This window comes from Flavobacterium sp. GSA192, from assembly GCF_006386525.1.
Taxonomy (GTDB): Bacteria; Bacteroidota; Bacteroidia; order Flavobacteriales; family Flavobacteriaceae; genus Flavobacterium; species Flavobacterium commune.
In genome coordinates, this window is record NZ_VAHC01000005.1 from 309,090 (window position 1) to 326,380 (window position 17,291).

Below are 17,291 nucleotides of genomic sequence, written 5' to 3' on the forward strand. Positions count from 1 at the left end.
TATTTTGTTTGTGTGGTGTCAGGAGAGTGCTGAACGTCTTGGCACTACAGCGGGTTTGGGATTAAATAAAGCCCTAGGCACATTCAGAAGTAAACGCACTTTTGAGTAAAAGATGTCAAAAATGACCAATTTTGAAATTCAAAATTGGTCATTTTTGTTTTTCATGGATTTTGGTGTGGCAAAAAGTATTTTTTCGGTGTTGACTAGAGGCACGTTCCCCAATGAGGTATTTTTTTGTTTTTTTTAAGCCGCTAAAGTTTGTTGCTTCTGAAAAATCCTTCTACCTATTTCCAAAGCGTTTGCAGTATGGATTCCGAAGAAAATCCACAACATCTCACTTTTTTGGGTTTTGGCCTTGATTTTCTTTAGGTTGTAATGTTCCTTTTCTTTACCAAAACTTCCTTCTAGGCGAGTGGCGCGTTCTTTCTTGATTTCTTTGGCTAAAATTTTACGTTGCTCTTCGTCTTTGCCTGCTTTTCCTTTTCTAACAAAATCGGTTTGGATTTTATGGTTCGAGGTAAATGTTCGGTTTTTATTTGTGGCATAAATAGCATCGGCTCCTAACATTTTCACTTTGGTTTTGGTTAGGTTTTGTGCGCAAAATACGCTGCTTTGCAAACGAGTTCCTTCGTTAAAAGCACGGTATTGAATATGTTCAATAAAGTTGATACCGTCAATTTGGATTTTGTTGACTTTGGCTCCAAACTCCACCTGCTTAACCTCTTTCCCTCGAACTATCGGGCGGATGTAACTTTTGCTGATGCTCACAATCCTATCGGGAACACTTTTTCCAGTTTTAAATATTTGTACCTGTTGACTATAAACTTTGGCAATTATGGCGCGTTGCTGTTTATATTTTGCCGTTGCCTCAAAGGGATTTTGGTTCTCAATTCGGCTAAGTTCGCCATTTAATTTATACAATAATTTGAGTAACCCTCGGGTTACTTTTACACGGTATTTAAACTGTTTTTTCCTCTTTTTGGAATACTCATTGTAGCGTCTGCACCAATCCAGATATTTGGTTCTTGGCAATTTGATTTTGAGCAAATGGCACAATGATTCCATCTGTTTATAATTCCATTGCACACATTCCCACAGTAATTTTTGATTGGTCGGAAAACGCACTTCGCTTTCATAGAAAGTGGCATCGGTAAAGATTTTGTCCAAATCTTTCATGTAAGGAATCCAACTCTTGGCCAATATTTCCTGAGATTTTCTAATGTTTAATGATTTAGAAAGTTCCATTCTGATTTGGCTAACGATTTTAAAGTTGGTCAATAGTCTGTCGATTGGAATGAGAATATCGCAAAAAAACTGCATGAAAATATTTCCGTTTAAAAGCTCGATTAGTTTCTTATCCGAGCAACCGTAGTAGTTTTTGAGCATCATCAGGGCAATTTTTCCCTTAGGACTAAAATAGCAATGAGTTCCTTTTTTAGAATCTTTCAATTTGAAAGTCTGACTAAGCTGGGAAAAAGGTGTGGAAAGGTGAATTTTACCCAAATCGGTTTTTAAAAAATTGGCGTAAAAACCATCAAAATCTTTATTGAGGGTAAAAATGGGAATTTCGTATTGAAATTCGCTTAAACGTGTTATTTTTGGCATAGCATATTAAAGAAAAACCCCGTTTTTGACTCTTTTTGAGTAATTTCGGGGTTTGTTTCTTCTAATATAAGAGGTATTGTGCTGAAAAACAATAGTTTATTTTATTATGAATGTGCCGCCCTATTTTCGGATTTGCCAAATCATCCGAAATACAAGACCATTTTTCAATTAAGCCAATTGCCCAAATCTGTTGTAGTAGCTGTTATGCGAAGATTTATTCTTCAGCAAAACCGTAATTTTCTGTTGTTTTTAATATCCATTTAATCTTAGAATATTTTTTCCGAAGAATCTTTTCTAAGCATTCGTTTTTATCTTTATTGTAATTGGTTAAGTCAACAAATATTGTTTTTGAATATGGGAGTTTACCAATTTCATTTTCTATATCATCACAATGAGTATCTAAAAATTTTACATACAAGGGTGCTGTAGATTTAACAATGTAAATATCATCATTGAAATACCTTTGAGAGTTTTCAATTGCATCCTCAAGTTTAGTTTCGTCTTTAAATAATAACGCAATAACTTCATACGTTTTCACAATCAATTTTCCTTCTTCTGAATTTCTATTTGGAGAATAAAAAATCTTTTTAGATATTTTCTTTTCTGAAGTTTTACTTTCTATGCAAATGTTGATTCCATCTTCTGGAGGAAGTCCATCAGCCTTTAGTTGAGATAGTTTTTGTAGAATATTTTTAAGTTCCTTAAATTGTATGTTTTCAGGTTTAACTTCAAATTTAATCTCTTTTGGCAAAAATTTTCTAATACTTGCCAAATCAGTAGAATCCATAAATTTCCAAGTTTTTTGTGATACTGAATCTGCTAAAGAGTATTCGTATGGAATTGAAGCAATAATTCTCTTCGTTTTATTGTCTAATTCTATTTTAAAGCCACTATAAAATGAAGGTGAGGAATAAAATATAATTTTTTCTGTTTCAGATTTTTCTTTATCCGAACAACTAATTATTGAAAATAAGAATAAAAGAATAAATATGAATTGTTTCATTAAAGGTTATTATTTTACGTGGTTTCTAAAATTTTCGCATAACGTTCTGGCACTATAGCGGGTTTGGGGTTAAATTAAGACCATTCTTCGGATTTGCCAAATCTCTCAGATACAAAACCAACTTTCCATTAAGCCAATTGCCCAGCTTGCTTGTAGCGTGTGTTGGCGGTTAGTGCTTATTAAATTTCTTTTTTAAACTGTTGGATTTCGTCATAATCGGTTATCTTCAGTATGTCAATTAAATGTAAAAAATGAATTTTGCCATTTTTATGATAATTGACCAATTCTTTCTTTGCAGCGTACATTTCGTCGCTATAAACTTGTCGAAATCGGCAGTCTTTTACTTCATTATTTGTAAGCTTTATTAAAATAATATTTCCGATACCTTGAGAAAGATTCGCTTCGAAACTACCTCTTGAAGTATACTTAAATTGTCCATCATAATCAGAATTGAAAATTTCAATTTTTTGAATATCATCTAAATTATAAATTTGATTCTCTATAGATATTCTGTCCATTTCTAAAACTAATTGTCCTTCTAGTTTTCCCTTTAAAGCTTCATAACTTACTAATCCATAAAATTTTATTATTACTCCATAAACTAAAACTAAAATTATAGAATAAAATAAGAAATCGTCAATAAAATTATTCTCAAAACCAAAAGATTTTTTTAAGTAAAGTGATGAACCGCAAATACATAAAATGCAATAAATAATTAAAGTTTTATTCCAATAAATTCCTTTGTGCTTTTTATAAATGTCAAATTTTTTCACGTCTTTTTTTTTGCATTACCGCTAACGTGCCGCCGGTAAGCGAAGTTGCCGACCAAAGCGATCCGAGTTCTCTCTGCCGAAGATAAATATTATTCGTGAAACCACAACTTCCGGCTACCGAAAACCCGGCAATTTTGCTTACCGGCTGTTGTGTGCTGGGTTTCTTCGTCAGTCTAAGCTTAATTTATTATCAAGCTGTTTTGTAAACAAAGGCAACCTGTCCAAATTCATTTACAGAACTTTGACAGGCTGCCATTTTATAATAATTGTGGTATGTTTATTTAGCCGCTAAAACGTCTATTTTCTCTATAGATGGTGCAGTAGCCAACAATTCAGGTGCATTTTCCATTAACGCCTTTGCAATCTTACCACCAAGATGTGCTTCTCTGCCTTCTTCATCTGAAAAAGTGTCAAAAATGCCAAATGTAGAAGCGTCAATACGGAACGCATACCATGTAATAGTACCCGCTTCTTCATTAGCAAGTGGCAATGCACTTGTAATAAACTCTTCAACATTTTTTTCTTTTCCAGCTTTTGCTTCTAGTCGAACTAATAATCCTAATTTTTTCATGTCTTTTTATTTTTTAATTAAACCAATTTTGTTTTAACAAATTTAGCTCATTTAAGCTTGTGAGGCTTTTGTATTTAGTTCAAAAACTTATGAAAAAAGGTCAAGTTTTCATAATGTTTTTTGGACTGTAACCAAATTCATTTTTAAAGGCTGTGCTAAAATTTGATAAGCTATCATAACCAAAGTCCATATAGATTTCTGATGGTGTCGCTTCATTATTAAGCAATAACTTTTTGGCTTTGTTGAGCCGTTTTAGTTGAAACCATTTTCCTGGAGACCCTTGATGTAATTGTATGAATTTTCGCTTAAAAGTAGACAGGCTCATATTGCATAGAAAAGCGACCTCATCAATATTCAAACTCGTGTACAGATTTTTTTCAATAACCATTTTAAAAGAAAATTCTCTTTCGTTGATTAACAAAGAATGTAGATAAACAAAAAAACTTTGCCCATACTTATCAGCCAGATACAGCATAATTTCTTCAAATTTCAATTCCAGAATCTTTTGAGAGATTGTTTGATTCAAGCCATAAATTTGTTGAATAGAATTAATAAAATGGATAATAAAATTGTCTTTTTCCATAAGGAAATAAGGACTACTGGTAGCTGCTTTGTTAAAGTCATTTGGGTTAAATAAATGCCCATATTTCAATAAAAAATCATTAATGTTTTTTTGAGAAAAGAAAAAGAGTAGGCAACTATAACTATTTGCCCCAACAATTTCTGTTGTTAAAAAATTCCCCGACGCAAGGAGCAAGGATTGTGTATGATCTATTGAAACGATGTCATTAGAAAAGTGAATGTCCTTTTGTCCGTCTAACAAAAAACTGAATACATTTTTGTTTAGGTTAATCTTATTTTTGGAAACATGTTTATACACCTCGTAGTTAGCAATTTGCAGGTCTGGTGTCTCCGTGTAGTTACTTTCAAATAAATGTTCGGGAAGATTTGTAATGTCCATAATAGTGTTGTTTTAAAAAACATTTTGGCATTGTAAATATATTAAATTTCTATTTCAAAAATCGTTTGCTCAAGTTTGGATGAAGAGGTCGTTTAGCCTTGCACACAACGTTTTGCCGCTTGCCGCAGTGGGGGATTTGGGAGCACAAAACTGTCAATACACCACAAAAGTTGATGCGTGGTAGAATGTTCAATTAACCACTTCACCCGCCATTGAGCCAAACGCCTGTTGTGCGTTCGGTGTTTTGTTCGTCATTAAATGTTGTCTCAACTCTTCTTCATTTCCGTTCATTGTTTTTATATATTCTTTAAAATTTTCTGTCGTTTGTGGAATTGCAAGACCAATTTTCTTTAGTGTTCCTTCTGTCTCTTTTATGCGGTATGTTTCAAAAAAGCTTGAGTCTTGTCTTGGGAAGATTAAAAAACCATTTTTTGAACTAAACCTGTACATATAAGCAATTGTCTTGTAGTAAATGCTTGTTGCTTTTTCGGAATTTTCGGAATACGATTGTTGTCTGTCAAGTGGAATATACTTTGCATCCCCAACAGATTTTGGTTCAACTTTGCTTATAAAATCAGGAAATATTGATTGTATATTGTTTTCAAATAGGTAATGTCGATGTTTACTTGTTTTGTTTTCTGGATGTATGAAGTTTTCTTTCAGAATGGTATTAAGATACTCTTCCCAAAGCCAAGCACCATCAAATAACAAACCGTAAACTTTATCTTTTTCTTTTCCAAAAGTAATTTTCTCGTGTCGAAGAATTTTTAAGCAGATTTTTTGCAATGCAGAATACTCAGTAAAATAAGGATGAGTAACTGGTTTTAAATTGGCTGTAATAATCTTTTGTCTCGAATTACCATTGTAAGTTTTGTTAGTTACAAAAATAAATTTACTCACAATGTCTCTTAGTTCACTGTCACCCGTTAGTACTCCATTGCCATAAGGGTGGGTTCCGATGAACTCAATTGTATGCCTAATTAGTTGTGTTAGATTATTATTATAGCTGTGCTCTCTTGTAGTATATGCTATTTTTCCTGTAAACGGAATGTTTCTAAGGATATGGCGTTTAACATCAATACTTCCCTTAACATTAGTATCATTGTATTCTTCCTTTTTGTATGCTTTGTAGATTCCTTGAGAATAGGCTTTTTTGAGATAGTAAGGAAAAAGGTAAAGAAGAAAATCCCAAATGTTCTCTTTATTGGGTGTTTGGTCAAATTTTAAAAGGTTAATCGAAAAGACTTTTTGCAACATATAATGCAAAAAATAGTCGTTGTTTTCATCTTTTGCAAAACGAGATGATATTGTAAGTTGTGTTGAATTTCGGCCAATAAAACCCATTAGATTATATGTTGTTAGGTTTTTATTATCTAGTGAGAAAATATGGGGTTTTTCAATATCGTCTTGATGTTTACTAAATGAATGAGGAAAAACAAGCAAATCAGGATTTTCCATTTGTAAATCCAAAAGGTTTCTATTTGCTATTGCTGATAAATCGGCAATGTTTAAATTGTCGAATTTATCAATGCTTGTTCCGCCATTATTGTCGGTTGTTCTCATTAGGCTGTAAAGGCATTTTTCAAAAGTTCAATTTTATCAATGTTGTCAGGCATTCCTCTCAAATATTCTTTCAGAAGTGGCTCGATTCGTAAATTCCAAATGTTGTCAATGTCTTGTCTTGCATTACCATTTGAATCTAAGAAGTAAGCCGCCCCAATGTGGTAAGAAGAATTAAGTCCATCTGTATTAGAAATTTGCTTGTTTAGATTAAGCATTCTTTCTTTAATGTCATTTGGTAAATTCATATTTTCAGCACTTTGTTCTGCTGTTATCTCAATCCAAGTGAAACGTCTTCGCATTGCAAAATCAAAACTTTCTACACTTCGGTCAATGTCGTTCATTGAACCGATTATGTAGACGTTTTCAGGTACATAGAAAACCTCTTTCTCATCGTTGTGTAAGTTTGAATATTGAGTTTTGACTGCACCTTTTTTACCTCTGTAACTTGGGTCAATGGAAAAGAATAACTCTCCAAATATTTTTGAAATTTCACCCCTGTTTATTTCGTCAATTACAAATACGAAGTCTAGTTTTGCTTTGGATGCACTTTTTTTATTTGTCAATAATGAATTTCTGAAATTTATTAAGTTGGAGACAGATGAAGTAAATTGGCGATGCATTTTATTGCTATCATCAAAATCTTTAATGGAGTCTAAGTTGTCACATATCTCATCTAATGATTTGTATATTTCAAGTTCAACTATTTTACTTTTTGATGTTATCTCTTTTGTTCCAAGTAATTGTTCGATTCTTAGTCTATAGTTATTTATTGTCTTTGAGTTTAATCCTAACGCATTTAAGTATTGTTCATAACCACTAATTGAAAAATCGTCTATTTTTTGGATGTTAACCGCCTCAACGTCCAAAGCCTTTTTACAGAACTCTTTAAATACTCCATTTTTTAATTCAAACCCAATTATTCCGTTTTCATCAGGTGGTGTCGGTCTGAGCCCTTCAACAAAGTCTGTGTAATCATAAGATGGGTGGAATTGTACAAAATTAAATTGTCCGCTTTCTTCTAATTCTTCATCGGTTTTCGCCCCAATAAGTTGTTTTGCAACTTGTTTCGCTAAAAATGTTTTACCTGTTCCTGGAGCACCAGTAAGGATAATGTTTTTGGTAGATTTCAGTAAATCTATATATGGTTGTATTTGCTTCATTTCTTGTATACTTATTTGTTTTTCATTCCATTGAATGATTAGTTCATTAAATTGATTAAAAAATGTTATTAGCTGTTCATTTGGTTCTTGCTTATCGAATAAACCAAGGTCGCTAACACTTTTTGTAATTACGTGTTTAGCATTGTTTAAAGGATAAGAATCTTTCATTATTTTTAAATTGATAATCTTTTTATCTTCCCATTCTGCGTTGACATTAATAGCTGTATGTTTCCAATTCAAATAAGTTCCTCCGCTTTGATAAGTAGTTGGATTTACGTTAATGCATATCCTCCCATTGTCGTATGACTCCCAATCTTTTACCTGATTTTGAATTTGTTGCTCTTTATGTCCTTGACCACCGCGTTTAAAATTTTTAATCTCTTTAATATATGTTTCATAGCCCTCACCATATTTTTGGTCAGAAACACAGAATTCAAGATGTGCAACAAAATATTCTAGTAGCTTCTTAAATTTCTCGTATTCAGTCATTCAATTTATATTATTAGTCGTTAGTTTTATGTTCGTTCGGTTTTTTTACACTGACGCACAACGTCAGTCTGTGAAAAAACTTCAGTTTAGTTGTGAACAAATATAGCAAAGTATTGCTTTAAAAACAGGATTTTTCGTATTTTTGATAATGCAACATATTCAAGGAATTTCACGCCATCAGATGCGTTTTTCTAATTTAGAAGATGCTATTTCTCCCGATAATCAGGTTCGTTTTATAGATGCTTTTGCAGGTTATGTAGATCTTATTAAACTTGGTTTTAGGGTTCGTACCCCGAAGGTAGAAGGTCGTCCTGGTTACGATGCCAAAGTTTTTCTAAAAATCTATTTATACGGTTATCTCAACGGATTAAGAAGTAGCCGCAAACTGGAAAAAGAATGTTTTAGAAACATTGAAATGCAGTGGCTGTTAGAAGATATCCGTCCCAACTACCACAGCATCTCCGATTTTAGAAAAAACAACCCCGTTGCTTTGAAGAACTTATTCAAACTCTTTGTTAGCTTCTTGAAAGATGCCGATTTAATAGCAGGGGAAACCATTGCCATTGACGGTACCAAAAGCCGAGCGCACAATAGTAAGAAAGCCAATTTCAATCAAAAGAAAATAGACCAACATCTGGAATATATTGAAACTAAAACCCAAGAATATCTTTATGCTTTGGAGGAAAATGACACCAAAGAAAATCAGTCTAAAATCCAAAATATCCTGCAAAAGATAGAACGCTTACAACAAAACAAACTTCGCTATGATTTGCTGGAAGAAAAACTAAAAACAAGTGGCGAACCACAAATAAGTACTACTGATAGTGATGCCAGAGCCTTATTGGTGCAAGGACAAGTGGTTGAAATTTCATTCAATATACAGGCGGCTGTAGATGCCAAACACAATCTCGTGGTGGCCACGCACACTATCAATCGCAACGACCGAAACGCCTTATCAGCCATTGCCATCGAAGCCAAGGAGAATTTGGGAATAGAGACTTACACTGCCTTGGTAGACAAAGGCTACCATAATGGCAAACAAATAGAAGCTTGCAAACAAGCCAATATCGTAACAATTGTGGCACAGCCCGAACAAGGAAAAAATAAAGAAAGGATAACCGAGGATTATTTGATTTCTAAGTTTCAATATGACCACACCACCGATACCTACACTTGTCCACAGGGAGAAACGCTTAAAACTACAGGCAGCTGGCACAAGAAAACCACGGACAGAGACAGCTATAAGTTTAAGAGATACCGAACCCCAAAATGCAGAGAATGTCCCGTAAAACATTTATGCACTAGTAGGATGACTGGTCGGGATATAGACCGCAGTCAATATGCGGACGCCGTGGAAGAAAACAACAAACGCTATCACGCAAATGCACAGCTCTATCGTAAGCGGCAGGAAATCAACGAACATATTTTTGGTACTATCAAACGGCAGTGGGGCTACAATCACACCAATTTAAAGGGATTGGAAAAAGTAAACGGCGAACACAGTTTGATTATGCTAGTTTACAACATCAAACGGAGTATCAATATACTAGGCGTTCCAGAGCTGATTGCCAAACTCAAAAAATGGAACTCACCCTACAAGATAAAAGTCTTGTTTTTGCTAAAAACGAGATGTTTAAAGCTGAAATTAGACTTCATTTTCGGTCAAACTAAATTTTTAGCCTAAAAAAATAGCCTTCTTAAAAGGCTTTATTTGGATTGTAGCAGTAGGAAAATTTGAAAATTTTAAAGAAAAAAGGAGGTTTTTTCACAGCCTGACGTTCTGGCACTACAGCGGGTTTGGGACTAAATTAAGCCCTATTTTCGGATTAGCCAAATATTCCAAATACAAAACCATTTTCCCATTAAGCCAAATGCCCAAATCCGTTGTAGTGGCTGTTGGCAGTAGTTTTTTTATCCAATTCCGTTAATTCCATACTCAAATAATTCCTTTGTTGTTAAGTTAATTTTAATTTCCCAATGATTACTACAACCGTCAAACCAATTTTCTTTTTCTTTTTTCCAATTATCACTTTCATCTCTTTGAAAACCTTTAATCTTTTCTATAAGTTTGAGCTTGTTTTTATTAAAAGTTACGTAAATCACTTTTTCATTCTTGTCATTAAAATAACCAAAATATTGTCTTCTATAAATATTTAAGTTTTTATGTATTATTGGACAACCGTTTCCTTGATTGATTTTTTTGGAATTAGTTTTTCGAATATTTTTCCGCAAAATATTTTCGGCATTTTTAATTTCCTCAAGGTTTGGAGTAAATCTTTTTACGTTTTGTAAACACATAAAACAATCTCCATTTTCAGAAAATTTAGCACCAACTATTTGTCTTCGTTGTATTATTTCGGAGTATTCTGTTGGTTTTTCAATTACTTTAAATTCTGAACTACAAGAGAGTATAAAAAATGTAAATAATAAGATAAATGTCTTTTTCATTCGGATTTTTAAAATTACTGCCAACGTTTTGGCGCTTGGCGCAGTGGCGGATTTCGGAGCTCAAAACTGTCAATACACCACAAAAGTTGATGCGAGGTAGAATGTTCAATTAACCACGTCACCCGCCATTGAGCCAAACGCCTGTTAGCTACAGTTTTTCTCTATTTAATTTTAGGTTCATATCAAAACAATGCCAATGATTGTCCATTTCATCAGTGCCTAACCCTTCTATTAAATCAACAGTTTCTAAAGGGAAACCTTCAACTTCAAAATGTATTTCACAGGTTAGCTCAAATTTATCATTAGAAACTTTGAAGAACTTCATAGGCACAATTTGTCCATCATCTTTAATTGGCTGCTTTTGCTCGTTTAGTTTATAACCTAAATCAGTTGTGCCTTCATATTTTCCTTCTTTTGAAAAATAAAATATCTCTTCAGCGTCTGTTGAAGTAATTATTTTTTGACCGTCTATTTTAACATTAGTTATACGTACAGCCTTTCTTGTCAGATTTTTATCATTTGCACTTCTAAGTGTCCAAGCGTGATTAGTTTTAGGTCCGTGTACCCAGCATCCACCAGAATCTGAGAATGTTCTATAAAATAAAATTAGCTTATTATTTAGAACTTGTATTTTGTCAGTGTAATAGTCTTGTTTCCATTGTCTATAAATAACGTCTTTTATTTGAAAGTTCTTTTCTGTTGAAAATTCTGATTTTTCTTCAACTTCTTTAAGGATAACATTTGCTTCTTCAACAAAACCAGAAGCTTTGAGTAACTGGGTATGAGCATAAATATCTCTTATTCCATAATTCTTATAGGAAAATGTGTCTTTCTGATATGGGCAAATTTTTAAATACTCTTCCACAGATTCAATTGGGTTAAGATTTGAAGTTATTTTAAAAAATTCTTTTTTATAATTTTCAATTATGTCTGAAGCACCTTTAAAAACAAGAATATTTTCACTGTTAATTGTTTCTGCTAAATATGTATAATTGTAAGAACCTGTGATTAAGACCTTTTCATCAATGATGCAGAATTTGTTGTGCATCGGATTTTCTTGCATTCCAAAGTAAAATTTCCCACCATTATTTATGAATTTTTGAAAATCTAAACCATCCAATCTGTTATTTATGTCATCGTTGATAACAATTAACTGAATGGGAATAACTTTTGCTTTTTCGACTAATAATTCAAAAATGTCGTGATTTGTAAACCACGCCATTGCAATGAGAATCTCTTTCTTAGATTCTTTGAGGTTATCTAAAACAACCTGTCTAATATTTTCAAAATGTTCTTTTATTTCCATTTGGGTATTTGTCAAAATTGTAGCTAACGTTCCGGCGCTTTGCGCAGTTGCGAACTTCGGAACTGACTATTTTCTGTTAAAGATAAAATTTATTGCGAAATGTAAATGTGTATTTACTACAAAATTCGCAATTGTGCAAAACGCCTGTTAGCAGTAGTAATAATTGTTATTTACAAAAATACGGATCGTTTGCATTATCAGGTACAGCGTAAGTTCCAATTCCGTTAGTCGCATAAAAACAAAAGTGCATTTTTTTAGAAGTAATTGCGTCCATTCTTACTTCAACAGATGTTCCTCGATTACTTTCTGGTGCTGATGCAGATTTATCTTGATGTGCTGGAATATTATTTATTGTTACGATTTCACTTTTGAAAATTTCTCCATTGTCTTTTATATAGTCAACATTTACGTTTACTTCGTCAAGCATATAATCTGTTTGATTTGTTACGATTACGTCTAAATTTGATATTCCACCAAGTTCATTATATGAGTAATTATTTGTTGAGACTTTAATATACTTTTCAAAGTTATTTCTGAAATTTCTATTTTTAATAGTTAGTTCTTCATTAATTCTATCTTTTTCTTCATCAACAGAAATTGCAGAACTATCAATTCCAATAATTTGTCCATTTTCGTCATAATTATTTTCTGAATTTGATGAGCCAAATATTAAAATGCCTACAATAAATATTGCACCAACAACACCAATACCAAAAAGTATATTTCCTAAAATGTTTTTCTTTTTAGGTTCTTTTTCAATTTCTTTTTGTTGCGTTTGATTAAATTTTGGTGGATTTATATTTGTATTTTGTTGAGAAAAATTTTCAAATTTCGGTGGAGTAGAAGTAGAGATAATTATTGATTTTAACTCTTCAACATTACCTGCAATTGTCCAATTCTGAATTCCTTCATACCAAATTGGAGTTTCATTTTTGATTTGCATTGATTTAAGTTGTTCAATGTCAAATGGACCATTTTCTGTATCTCCATTGTGAATAAAATATTTTCTCATATTCTGTTAAATGTCTTTATTTATGTAGTTTTCTGATTATTACTGCTAACGTTTTGCTGCTTTGAGATGGCTGGAAGTTCGTAACCCTTCAATTTTCGGCTTAGCGAAAACTTGATGCGAAACGGTAATTTCCACTAAATTCCAGCTAGCTCAAAACAGCTGTTGGGCAATCGTATTTTTATTCTAGTTTAAATGTCGCTTTAACTTCGGTTTCAATTTTTATTTTTTCGAATTCAATGTTAATCGGTTCAAAATTGTCTTTTTCTTTTAGGCTAGCCATTCCACGAATTTGAATTCCCGCAACTCGTCCGCTTAACATATTTGATATATTATTATAATCTGATATGTAAATTGCATTTCCAACTTTTTGATTTAGCGGTTTTGTCATTGCAATTGCTTGGTTTTTAGCTTTCAAAATTGCTTTGCTTTTTAAAGTCAAAATCATTTCTTCAGCTTTTGAGAATTCTGTTTTTTCTAAAATAACATTTGAAATTTCAATTTCTTCTAATCCGATTATTACTTTACCCGCAGTTTTTGCATTATAAACTATCAGAGTATAGTTTTTGCTTTTCTGAATATCTTGCTGTTTTAAAAAGTATTTTTTGTAGTTACTAGATAAATCATTTAAAGTCAGTTGTTTTTCCGTTGCAATTCCGAGAGATTTTAATTTCTCATTCATTTTGATTTCCTGTTCTTCAACAGATATTTTGCCTTTTGTGTCCTTTTCCGTAATCATAATATTCAGATAAATTTTATCTGGAACTACTAAAGTATCAACTTTACCAGAAGTTTCAATATATGGCAAATCGATAAAATTTTTTGTCTGGGCGAAACTTTTAGCTGACAATAAAATCAAACTTAATACTATAATTTTTTTCATTTTTTCGGTTTAGTTCTTTTCGGTTAATATGTTGCCCAACTCATAAATATACGCAACTCTAAAGATTGTGATTGTATTTAAAAGTCTTATTGTTAGTGTTTTATGTTTTTAACAACACAAAAAAACGTATTGCGTTTTTTTGTGTTGTCGCTACTTGTTTTTTTTTAAGCATCCCAAAAATAAGAAAAATAATATTACAAATTATCCAGTGGACTAATTATCTTGCGAATATTTTTGTCAGTTACTTCGGTGTAAATTAAAGTGGTTTTAATGTCGTTATGCCCCAGGAGTTCTTGTATGAAACGAATATCGGTTCCTTGTTCTAATAAATGGGTTGCAAAACTGTGTCGCAAACTATGAATGCTTACTGATTTATTGATTTTTGCTTTCAATAGGGCGTTTCTAAATACTTGTTGTGCACTTCGGCAACTGTACTGACCGCCATTTTGTCCTTCAAACAAATAGATTTTAGGTTTGTATTCAATAAAATAATTGCGAAGTTGTGGTAATATACTTTCCGGTAAATTAACATAGCGGTCTTTTTTACCCTTGGCACGTTCAATAAAAACTTGCATCGATTTACTGTCGATGTCCTTGATTTTAAGATTTACAATTTCAGAAACTCTCAATCCTAAACCATAACAAAGCTTCAGCATGGTGTTGTGTTTTAGATTTGGAGTGACTTGAAATATTTTTTTTATATCGGGAGGAGCAATAGCTTTGGGTAATTTTAATGGTTTTTTTGGTCGTGGAATTTCGAGTAAAAATCGTTCTCTTCTTAAAACCTGCTCATAGTAAAATTTGATGGCATTAATACGGCTGTGAATGGTGGCTTCGGATAGTTGTAGTTCATTGATGCAATACAAGATGTAGTTGCGAATATCTTCTACAGAAGAATTTTCGGCAGGAATTCCTTTTAGATAATTTAAATAAATACCAAATTCATTGCGATAGGTTTTTAGCGTTGAATGGCTGTAACCTTTTAATTGTATTTCTTCAATAAACCGTTTCAAAACCAATTGATTGTTCTCTTGGATTTGTGATAATGCCGATTTTCCTTCGGAAATAGGTATTTTAAATCGAATTCTGTTTTCTTCTGTATCCGGTAGATGCCAAACCCCCATGGTTTGACTCCAGCGAGAGCCTTCGACTAGTTTGATTCGAGCTATTAATTCGGTATTTTTTTCGAAATAAACGGCTATTCTTTTGATGCCTCGGTGCGTGATTATTTTGGCTTCCCATTTCATAACTACTGCTTTGATTGCAAGGCAAACGCATGAGTTTTATTTTTGCCACGAATTACACTAAATAACACCAATTTTAATAACTCAAAAAAAATTACACTAATTTATTTTATCCGCCTTTGCCTGATTCGTGTAATTAATGACATCTCAATTTGTGTTATTTCGTGTAATTCGTAGCTGATTTTTTAACTCTGAAACTGATACGTTTGCCCTGACTTTGATTATACTAAAGTAGCTAATTACTTCTAGTTGTTGTAGGTTTATCAATTTTTTCTGTTAGGAAATAAGTTAAATTGTTAGCAGTTACTCTAGCCCGGGTAGTAGCTTGTCTCGTTATTTAGTCCAGAATCCGCATTAGGATTTTTTTGTTTTTTGGTTCCGCAGATTATCACAGATTTTATGCTTAAAAAATAATTAAAAAAATCCGTTTAATCTCTTTAGGTTTAATTCCTCGAAGCTCTGCTTCGTTTTTTACCGCAGATTATAATATGAAAATCTGCGAATCTGCGGTTGTTTTTCTAATACCTCTTGGGCTCTGCCCCGAGGCAGTTTATTCTGTGTTCCAATGCGTAGTCCAGATTTAAACAAGACAAAGATAGTGCGGATGTGATAGGTTGCGATAGCTATTGGAATAGCTTCAAAAAGAAAAATCTCCCTTCCATTTGAAATCCAAACGAAAGGGAGGTTTTAAGTATTGAGTTGCTCAATTTAGTTTTTAGTATCTATTTCTTTAGCTAGTTCAGGTTGGTTTTTGTTCATCATATTGGTAATGGTGATGTGCATCCAAACCAAACAGATAATAGAGAAAATCAGGATAAATATCCATGAACTAGACCATAAACCGGTAGATGTAAGCAGGTAACTGAAGATAATAGGGCCAAAGAATCCTCCTAAACCTCCCAGTAATCCTACCATCCCGCCTACAATACCTACTTCGTTAGGAAAATATTCAGGAATGTGTTTGTAAACGGCAGCTTTTCCAATTCCCCATGAAATTCCAATTAAGATTACTAAAACCAGATAAACCCACATATTGGCATCAAAATTAATTTTGGTAATCCCTTTAGCTAATAATTCTTTTTTTGCTACATCTTGGTTTTCGCTTACTATTACTTCTTGCCAGGATGTTTTGGTTGGGAAAATATTAGAACCATCGGTAGTGATTTCTTTTTTTGCAATTACAGGAATGTCGGTATCACCTATTTTGATGTTGGTTGCTGAAATTTCAGTAACAACTCCTGCTTTTTTTGCCATAATTCCGGATCCGGCTGTTGTAATTTCCATTTTTGGCACCATTAATAAGGCACTAAAAAATACTGAAGTTCCCAGTACCCAGTACATAACCAGTCTGGCACCATATTTATCAGATAAATAACCTCCAAAGGCACGTATCACTCCTGAAGGCAGGCTGAACATAGTGGCAAACATTCCGCCCATAACTAAGCTTGTTTGATATACATTCATAAAGTTAGGTAACAACCATTGGGAATATGCCACAAAACAACCAAATACTAAAAAATAATAAGTTCCAAAACGCCATACACGAACATTTTTTAGAGTAGAAAGCATTTGCGGAATTGTTTTGGTCGATTGTTCTAATTTTTTGTTTTCAGCAAATAATAAGAAGATAAGTCCAATGATTAATAACGCAATTCCGTAGATAACAGGTAATAATTTCCATCCGTTTTCAGGATCGTCAACAGAAAATTGATTCAATAGAGTAGGAGCAATAAAAGTGGTAACTGCGGCTCCGGCATTTCCCATACCAAAAATCCCCAAGGCTCTACCTTGCCATTCTTTAGGATAAAATATCGATGTGTATCCGATACCTACGGCAAAACCTGTTCCAATCATTCCAAATAGAAAGCTTAAGAAAGCAAACATTGCAAAACTATCAGCAAATGGAAGAAGAAATAAAGGGATTGAACATAGTAATAATAAAGAGGCAAATACGTATTTACCACCATATTTATCAGTTAATATTCCAATAGGTAAACGCATTACAGATCCGGTTAAAATAGGAATTCCTAATAACCATCCTACTTGTACCACGCTCCAGTTGTAGATTCCTTTATCCACTAAATAAGTAACTAATACACCATTTAATGTCCAGCAGGCAAAGCATACTGTAAAGGCTAATGTATTGAGAAATAACATTCGGTGCGATTTTGATAATGAGTTTGTGCTTTCCATAATACTTATATTTTTCAACAAATTTACGTGGTTAAATCGGTTTAAAAGTTGCGAAAACGCAGGTTTTTGAAAATAATTAAGTA

14 protein-coding genes are annotated in these 17,291 nt (G+C 32.9%); 1 reads left to right on the plus strand and 13 read right to left on the minus strand.

Translation table 11 applies throughout. The features are described 5' to 3' along the window. Positions 1-243 precede the first annotated feature (243 nt). The 7 genes from FDM27_RS16210 to FDM27_RS12340 all read right to left on the minus strand — a co-directional run bounded on the left by FDM27_RS16210 (position 244) and on the right by FDM27_RS12340 (position 8,125). Positions 244-1,605 (minus strand): transposase, encoded by a 1,362-nt coding sequence (locus FDM27_RS16210; RefSeq protein ID WP_255510526.1) that lies wholly within the window; start codon positions 1,603-1,605, stop codon positions 244-246. Positions 1,606-1,819: 214 nt separating this feature from the next. Beyond that, a complete protein-coding gene (locus FDM27_RS12315) occupies positions 1,820-2,608 on the minus strand; it encodes a hypothetical protein (RefSeq protein ID WP_140486839.1) in 789 nt (262 codons plus the stop codon). A gap of 179 nt (positions 2,609-2,787) precedes the next feature. Continuing rightward, positions 2,788-3,381, minus strand: coding sequence for a hypothetical protein (locus FDM27_RS12320; RefSeq protein WP_140486841.1), 594 nt, complete (start codon positions 3,379-3,381; stop codon positions 2,788-2,790). 277 nt (positions 3,382-3,658) lie between these two features. Continuing rightward, positions 3,659-3,952: a putative quinol monooxygenase gene (locus FDM27_RS12325; protein ID WP_073312232.1), complete on the minus strand. Its 294-nt coding sequence runs from the start codon at positions 3,950-3,952 to the stop codon at positions 3,659-3,661. Between the two features lie 100 nt (positions 3,953-4,052). Beyond that, on the minus strand, positions 4,053-4,913 hold the full coding sequence (locus tag FDM27_RS12330) for a helix-turn-helix domain-containing protein (RefSeq protein ID WP_255510527.1): 861 nt from the start codon (positions 4,911-4,913) through the stop codon (positions 4,053-4,055). Between the two features lie 189 nt (positions 4,914-5,102). Then, complete coding sequence (locus FDM27_RS12335; RefSeq protein WP_219846415.1) at positions 5,103-6,371, minus strand: McrC family protein; 1,269 nt, start codon at positions 6,369-6,371, stop codon at positions 5,103-5,105. Positions 6,372-6,475: 104 nt separating this feature from the next. Continuing rightward, positions 6,476-8,125 carry an McrB family protein gene (locus tag FDM27_RS12340; RefSeq protein ID WP_140486845.1) on the minus strand — a complete coding sequence of 550 codons (1,650 nt, stop codon included), beginning with the start codon at positions 8,123-8,125 and terminating at the stop codon, positions 6,476-6,478. A 148-nt stretch (positions 8,126-8,273) separates the two neighbouring features. Between FDM27_RS12340 and FDM27_RS12345 the strand changes: the two genes are divergently transcribed. Beyond that, positions 8,274-9,809, plus strand: a complete 1,536-nt coding sequence (locus FDM27_RS12345; protein WP_255510528.1) for an IS1182 family transposase — start codon at positions 8,274-8,276, stop codon at positions 9,807-9,809. A gap of 227 nt (positions 9,810-10,036) precedes the next feature. Here FDM27_RS12345 and FDM27_RS12350 read toward each other — a convergent pair whose 3' ends face one another. From FDM27_RS12350 to FDM27_RS12375, 6 genes are all read right to left on the minus strand, one after another. Continuing rightward, positions 10,037-10,573, minus strand: a complete 537-nt coding sequence (locus FDM27_RS12350) for a hypothetical protein (RefSeq protein WP_140486847.1) — start codon at positions 10,571-10,573, stop codon at positions 10,037-10,039. Positions 10,574-10,721: 148 nt separating this feature from the next. Then, positions 10,722-11,894, minus strand: coding sequence for a phospholipase D-like domain-containing protein (locus tag FDM27_RS12355; RefSeq protein ID WP_255510529.1), 1,173 nt, complete (start codon positions 11,892-11,894; stop codon positions 10,722-10,724). Positions 11,895-12,045: 151 nt separating this feature from the next. Further along, a complete protein-coding gene (locus tag FDM27_RS12360; RefSeq protein ID WP_140486851.1) occupies positions 12,046-12,891 on the minus strand; it encodes a DUF4339 domain-containing protein in 846 nt (281 codons plus the stop codon). A 178-nt stretch (positions 12,892-13,069) separates the two neighbouring features. Then, positions 13,070-13,771: an SIMPL domain-containing protein gene (locus FDM27_RS12365; RefSeq protein ID WP_140486853.1), complete on the minus strand. Its 702-nt coding sequence runs from the start codon at positions 13,769-13,771 to the stop codon at positions 13,070-13,072. A 194-nt stretch (positions 13,772-13,965) separates the two neighbouring features. Further along, on the minus strand, positions 13,966-15,018 hold the full coding sequence (locus tag FDM27_RS12370; protein WP_071183390.1) for a tyrosine-type recombinase/integrase: 1,053 nt from the start codon (positions 15,016-15,018) through the stop codon (positions 13,966-13,968). 705 nt (positions 15,019-15,723) lie between these two features. Next, positions 15,724-17,208: an MFS transporter gene (locus FDM27_RS12375; RefSeq protein ID WP_071183389.1), complete on the minus strand. Its 1,485-nt coding sequence runs from the start codon at positions 17,206-17,208 to the stop codon at positions 15,724-15,726. Between the last annotated feature and the right edge of the window lie 83 nt (positions 17,209-17,291).

Bases quoted from the DNA above. Each gene is read 5' to 3' on its own strand.
- FDM27_RS16210 (WP_255510526.1), bottom strand. From the start codon at position 1,605: ATGCCAAAAATAACACGTTTAAGCGAATTTCAATACGAAATTCCCATT.
- FDM27_RS12315 (WP_140486839.1), bottom strand. From the start codon at position 2,608: ATGAAACAATTCATATTTATTCTTTTATTCTTATTTTCAATAATTAGT.
- FDM27_RS12325 (WP_073312232.1), bottom strand. From the start codon at position 3,952: ATGAAAAAATTAGGATTATTAGTTCGACTAGAAGCAAAAGCTGGAAAA.
- FDM27_RS12330 (WP_255510527.1), bottom strand. From the start codon at position 4,913: ATGGACATTACAAATCTTCCCGAACATTTATTTGAAAGTAACTACACG.
- FDM27_RS12335 (WP_219846415.1), bottom strand. From the start codon at position 6,371: ATGGAAAATCCTGATTTGCTTGTTTTTCCTCATTCATTTAGTAAACAT.
- FDM27_RS12340 (WP_140486845.1), bottom strand. From the start codon at position 8,125: ATGACTGAATACGAGAAATTTAAGAAGCTACTAGAATATTTTGTTGCA.
- FDM27_RS12345 (WP_255510528.1), top strand. From the start codon at position 8,274: ATGCAACATATTCAAGGAATTTCACGCCATCAGATGCGTTTTTCTAAT.
- FDM27_RS12350 (WP_140486847.1), bottom strand. From the start codon at position 10,573: ATGAAAAAGACATTTATCTTATTATTTACATTTTTTATACTCTCTTGT.
- FDM27_RS12360 (WP_140486851.1), bottom strand. From the start codon at position 12,891: ATGAGAAAATATTTTATTCACAATGGAGATACAGAAAATGGTCCATTT.
- FDM27_RS12365 (WP_140486853.1), bottom strand. From the start codon at position 13,771: ATGAAAAAAATTATAGTATTAAGTTTGATTTTATTGTCAGCTAAAAGT.
- FDM27_RS12370 (WP_071183390.1), bottom strand. From the start codon at position 15,018: ATGAAATGGGAAGCCAAAATAATCACGCACCGAGGCATCAAAAGAATA.
- FDM27_RS12375 (WP_071183389.1), bottom strand. From the start codon at position 17,208: ATGGAAAGCACAAACTCATTATCAAAATCGCACCGAATGTTATTTCTC.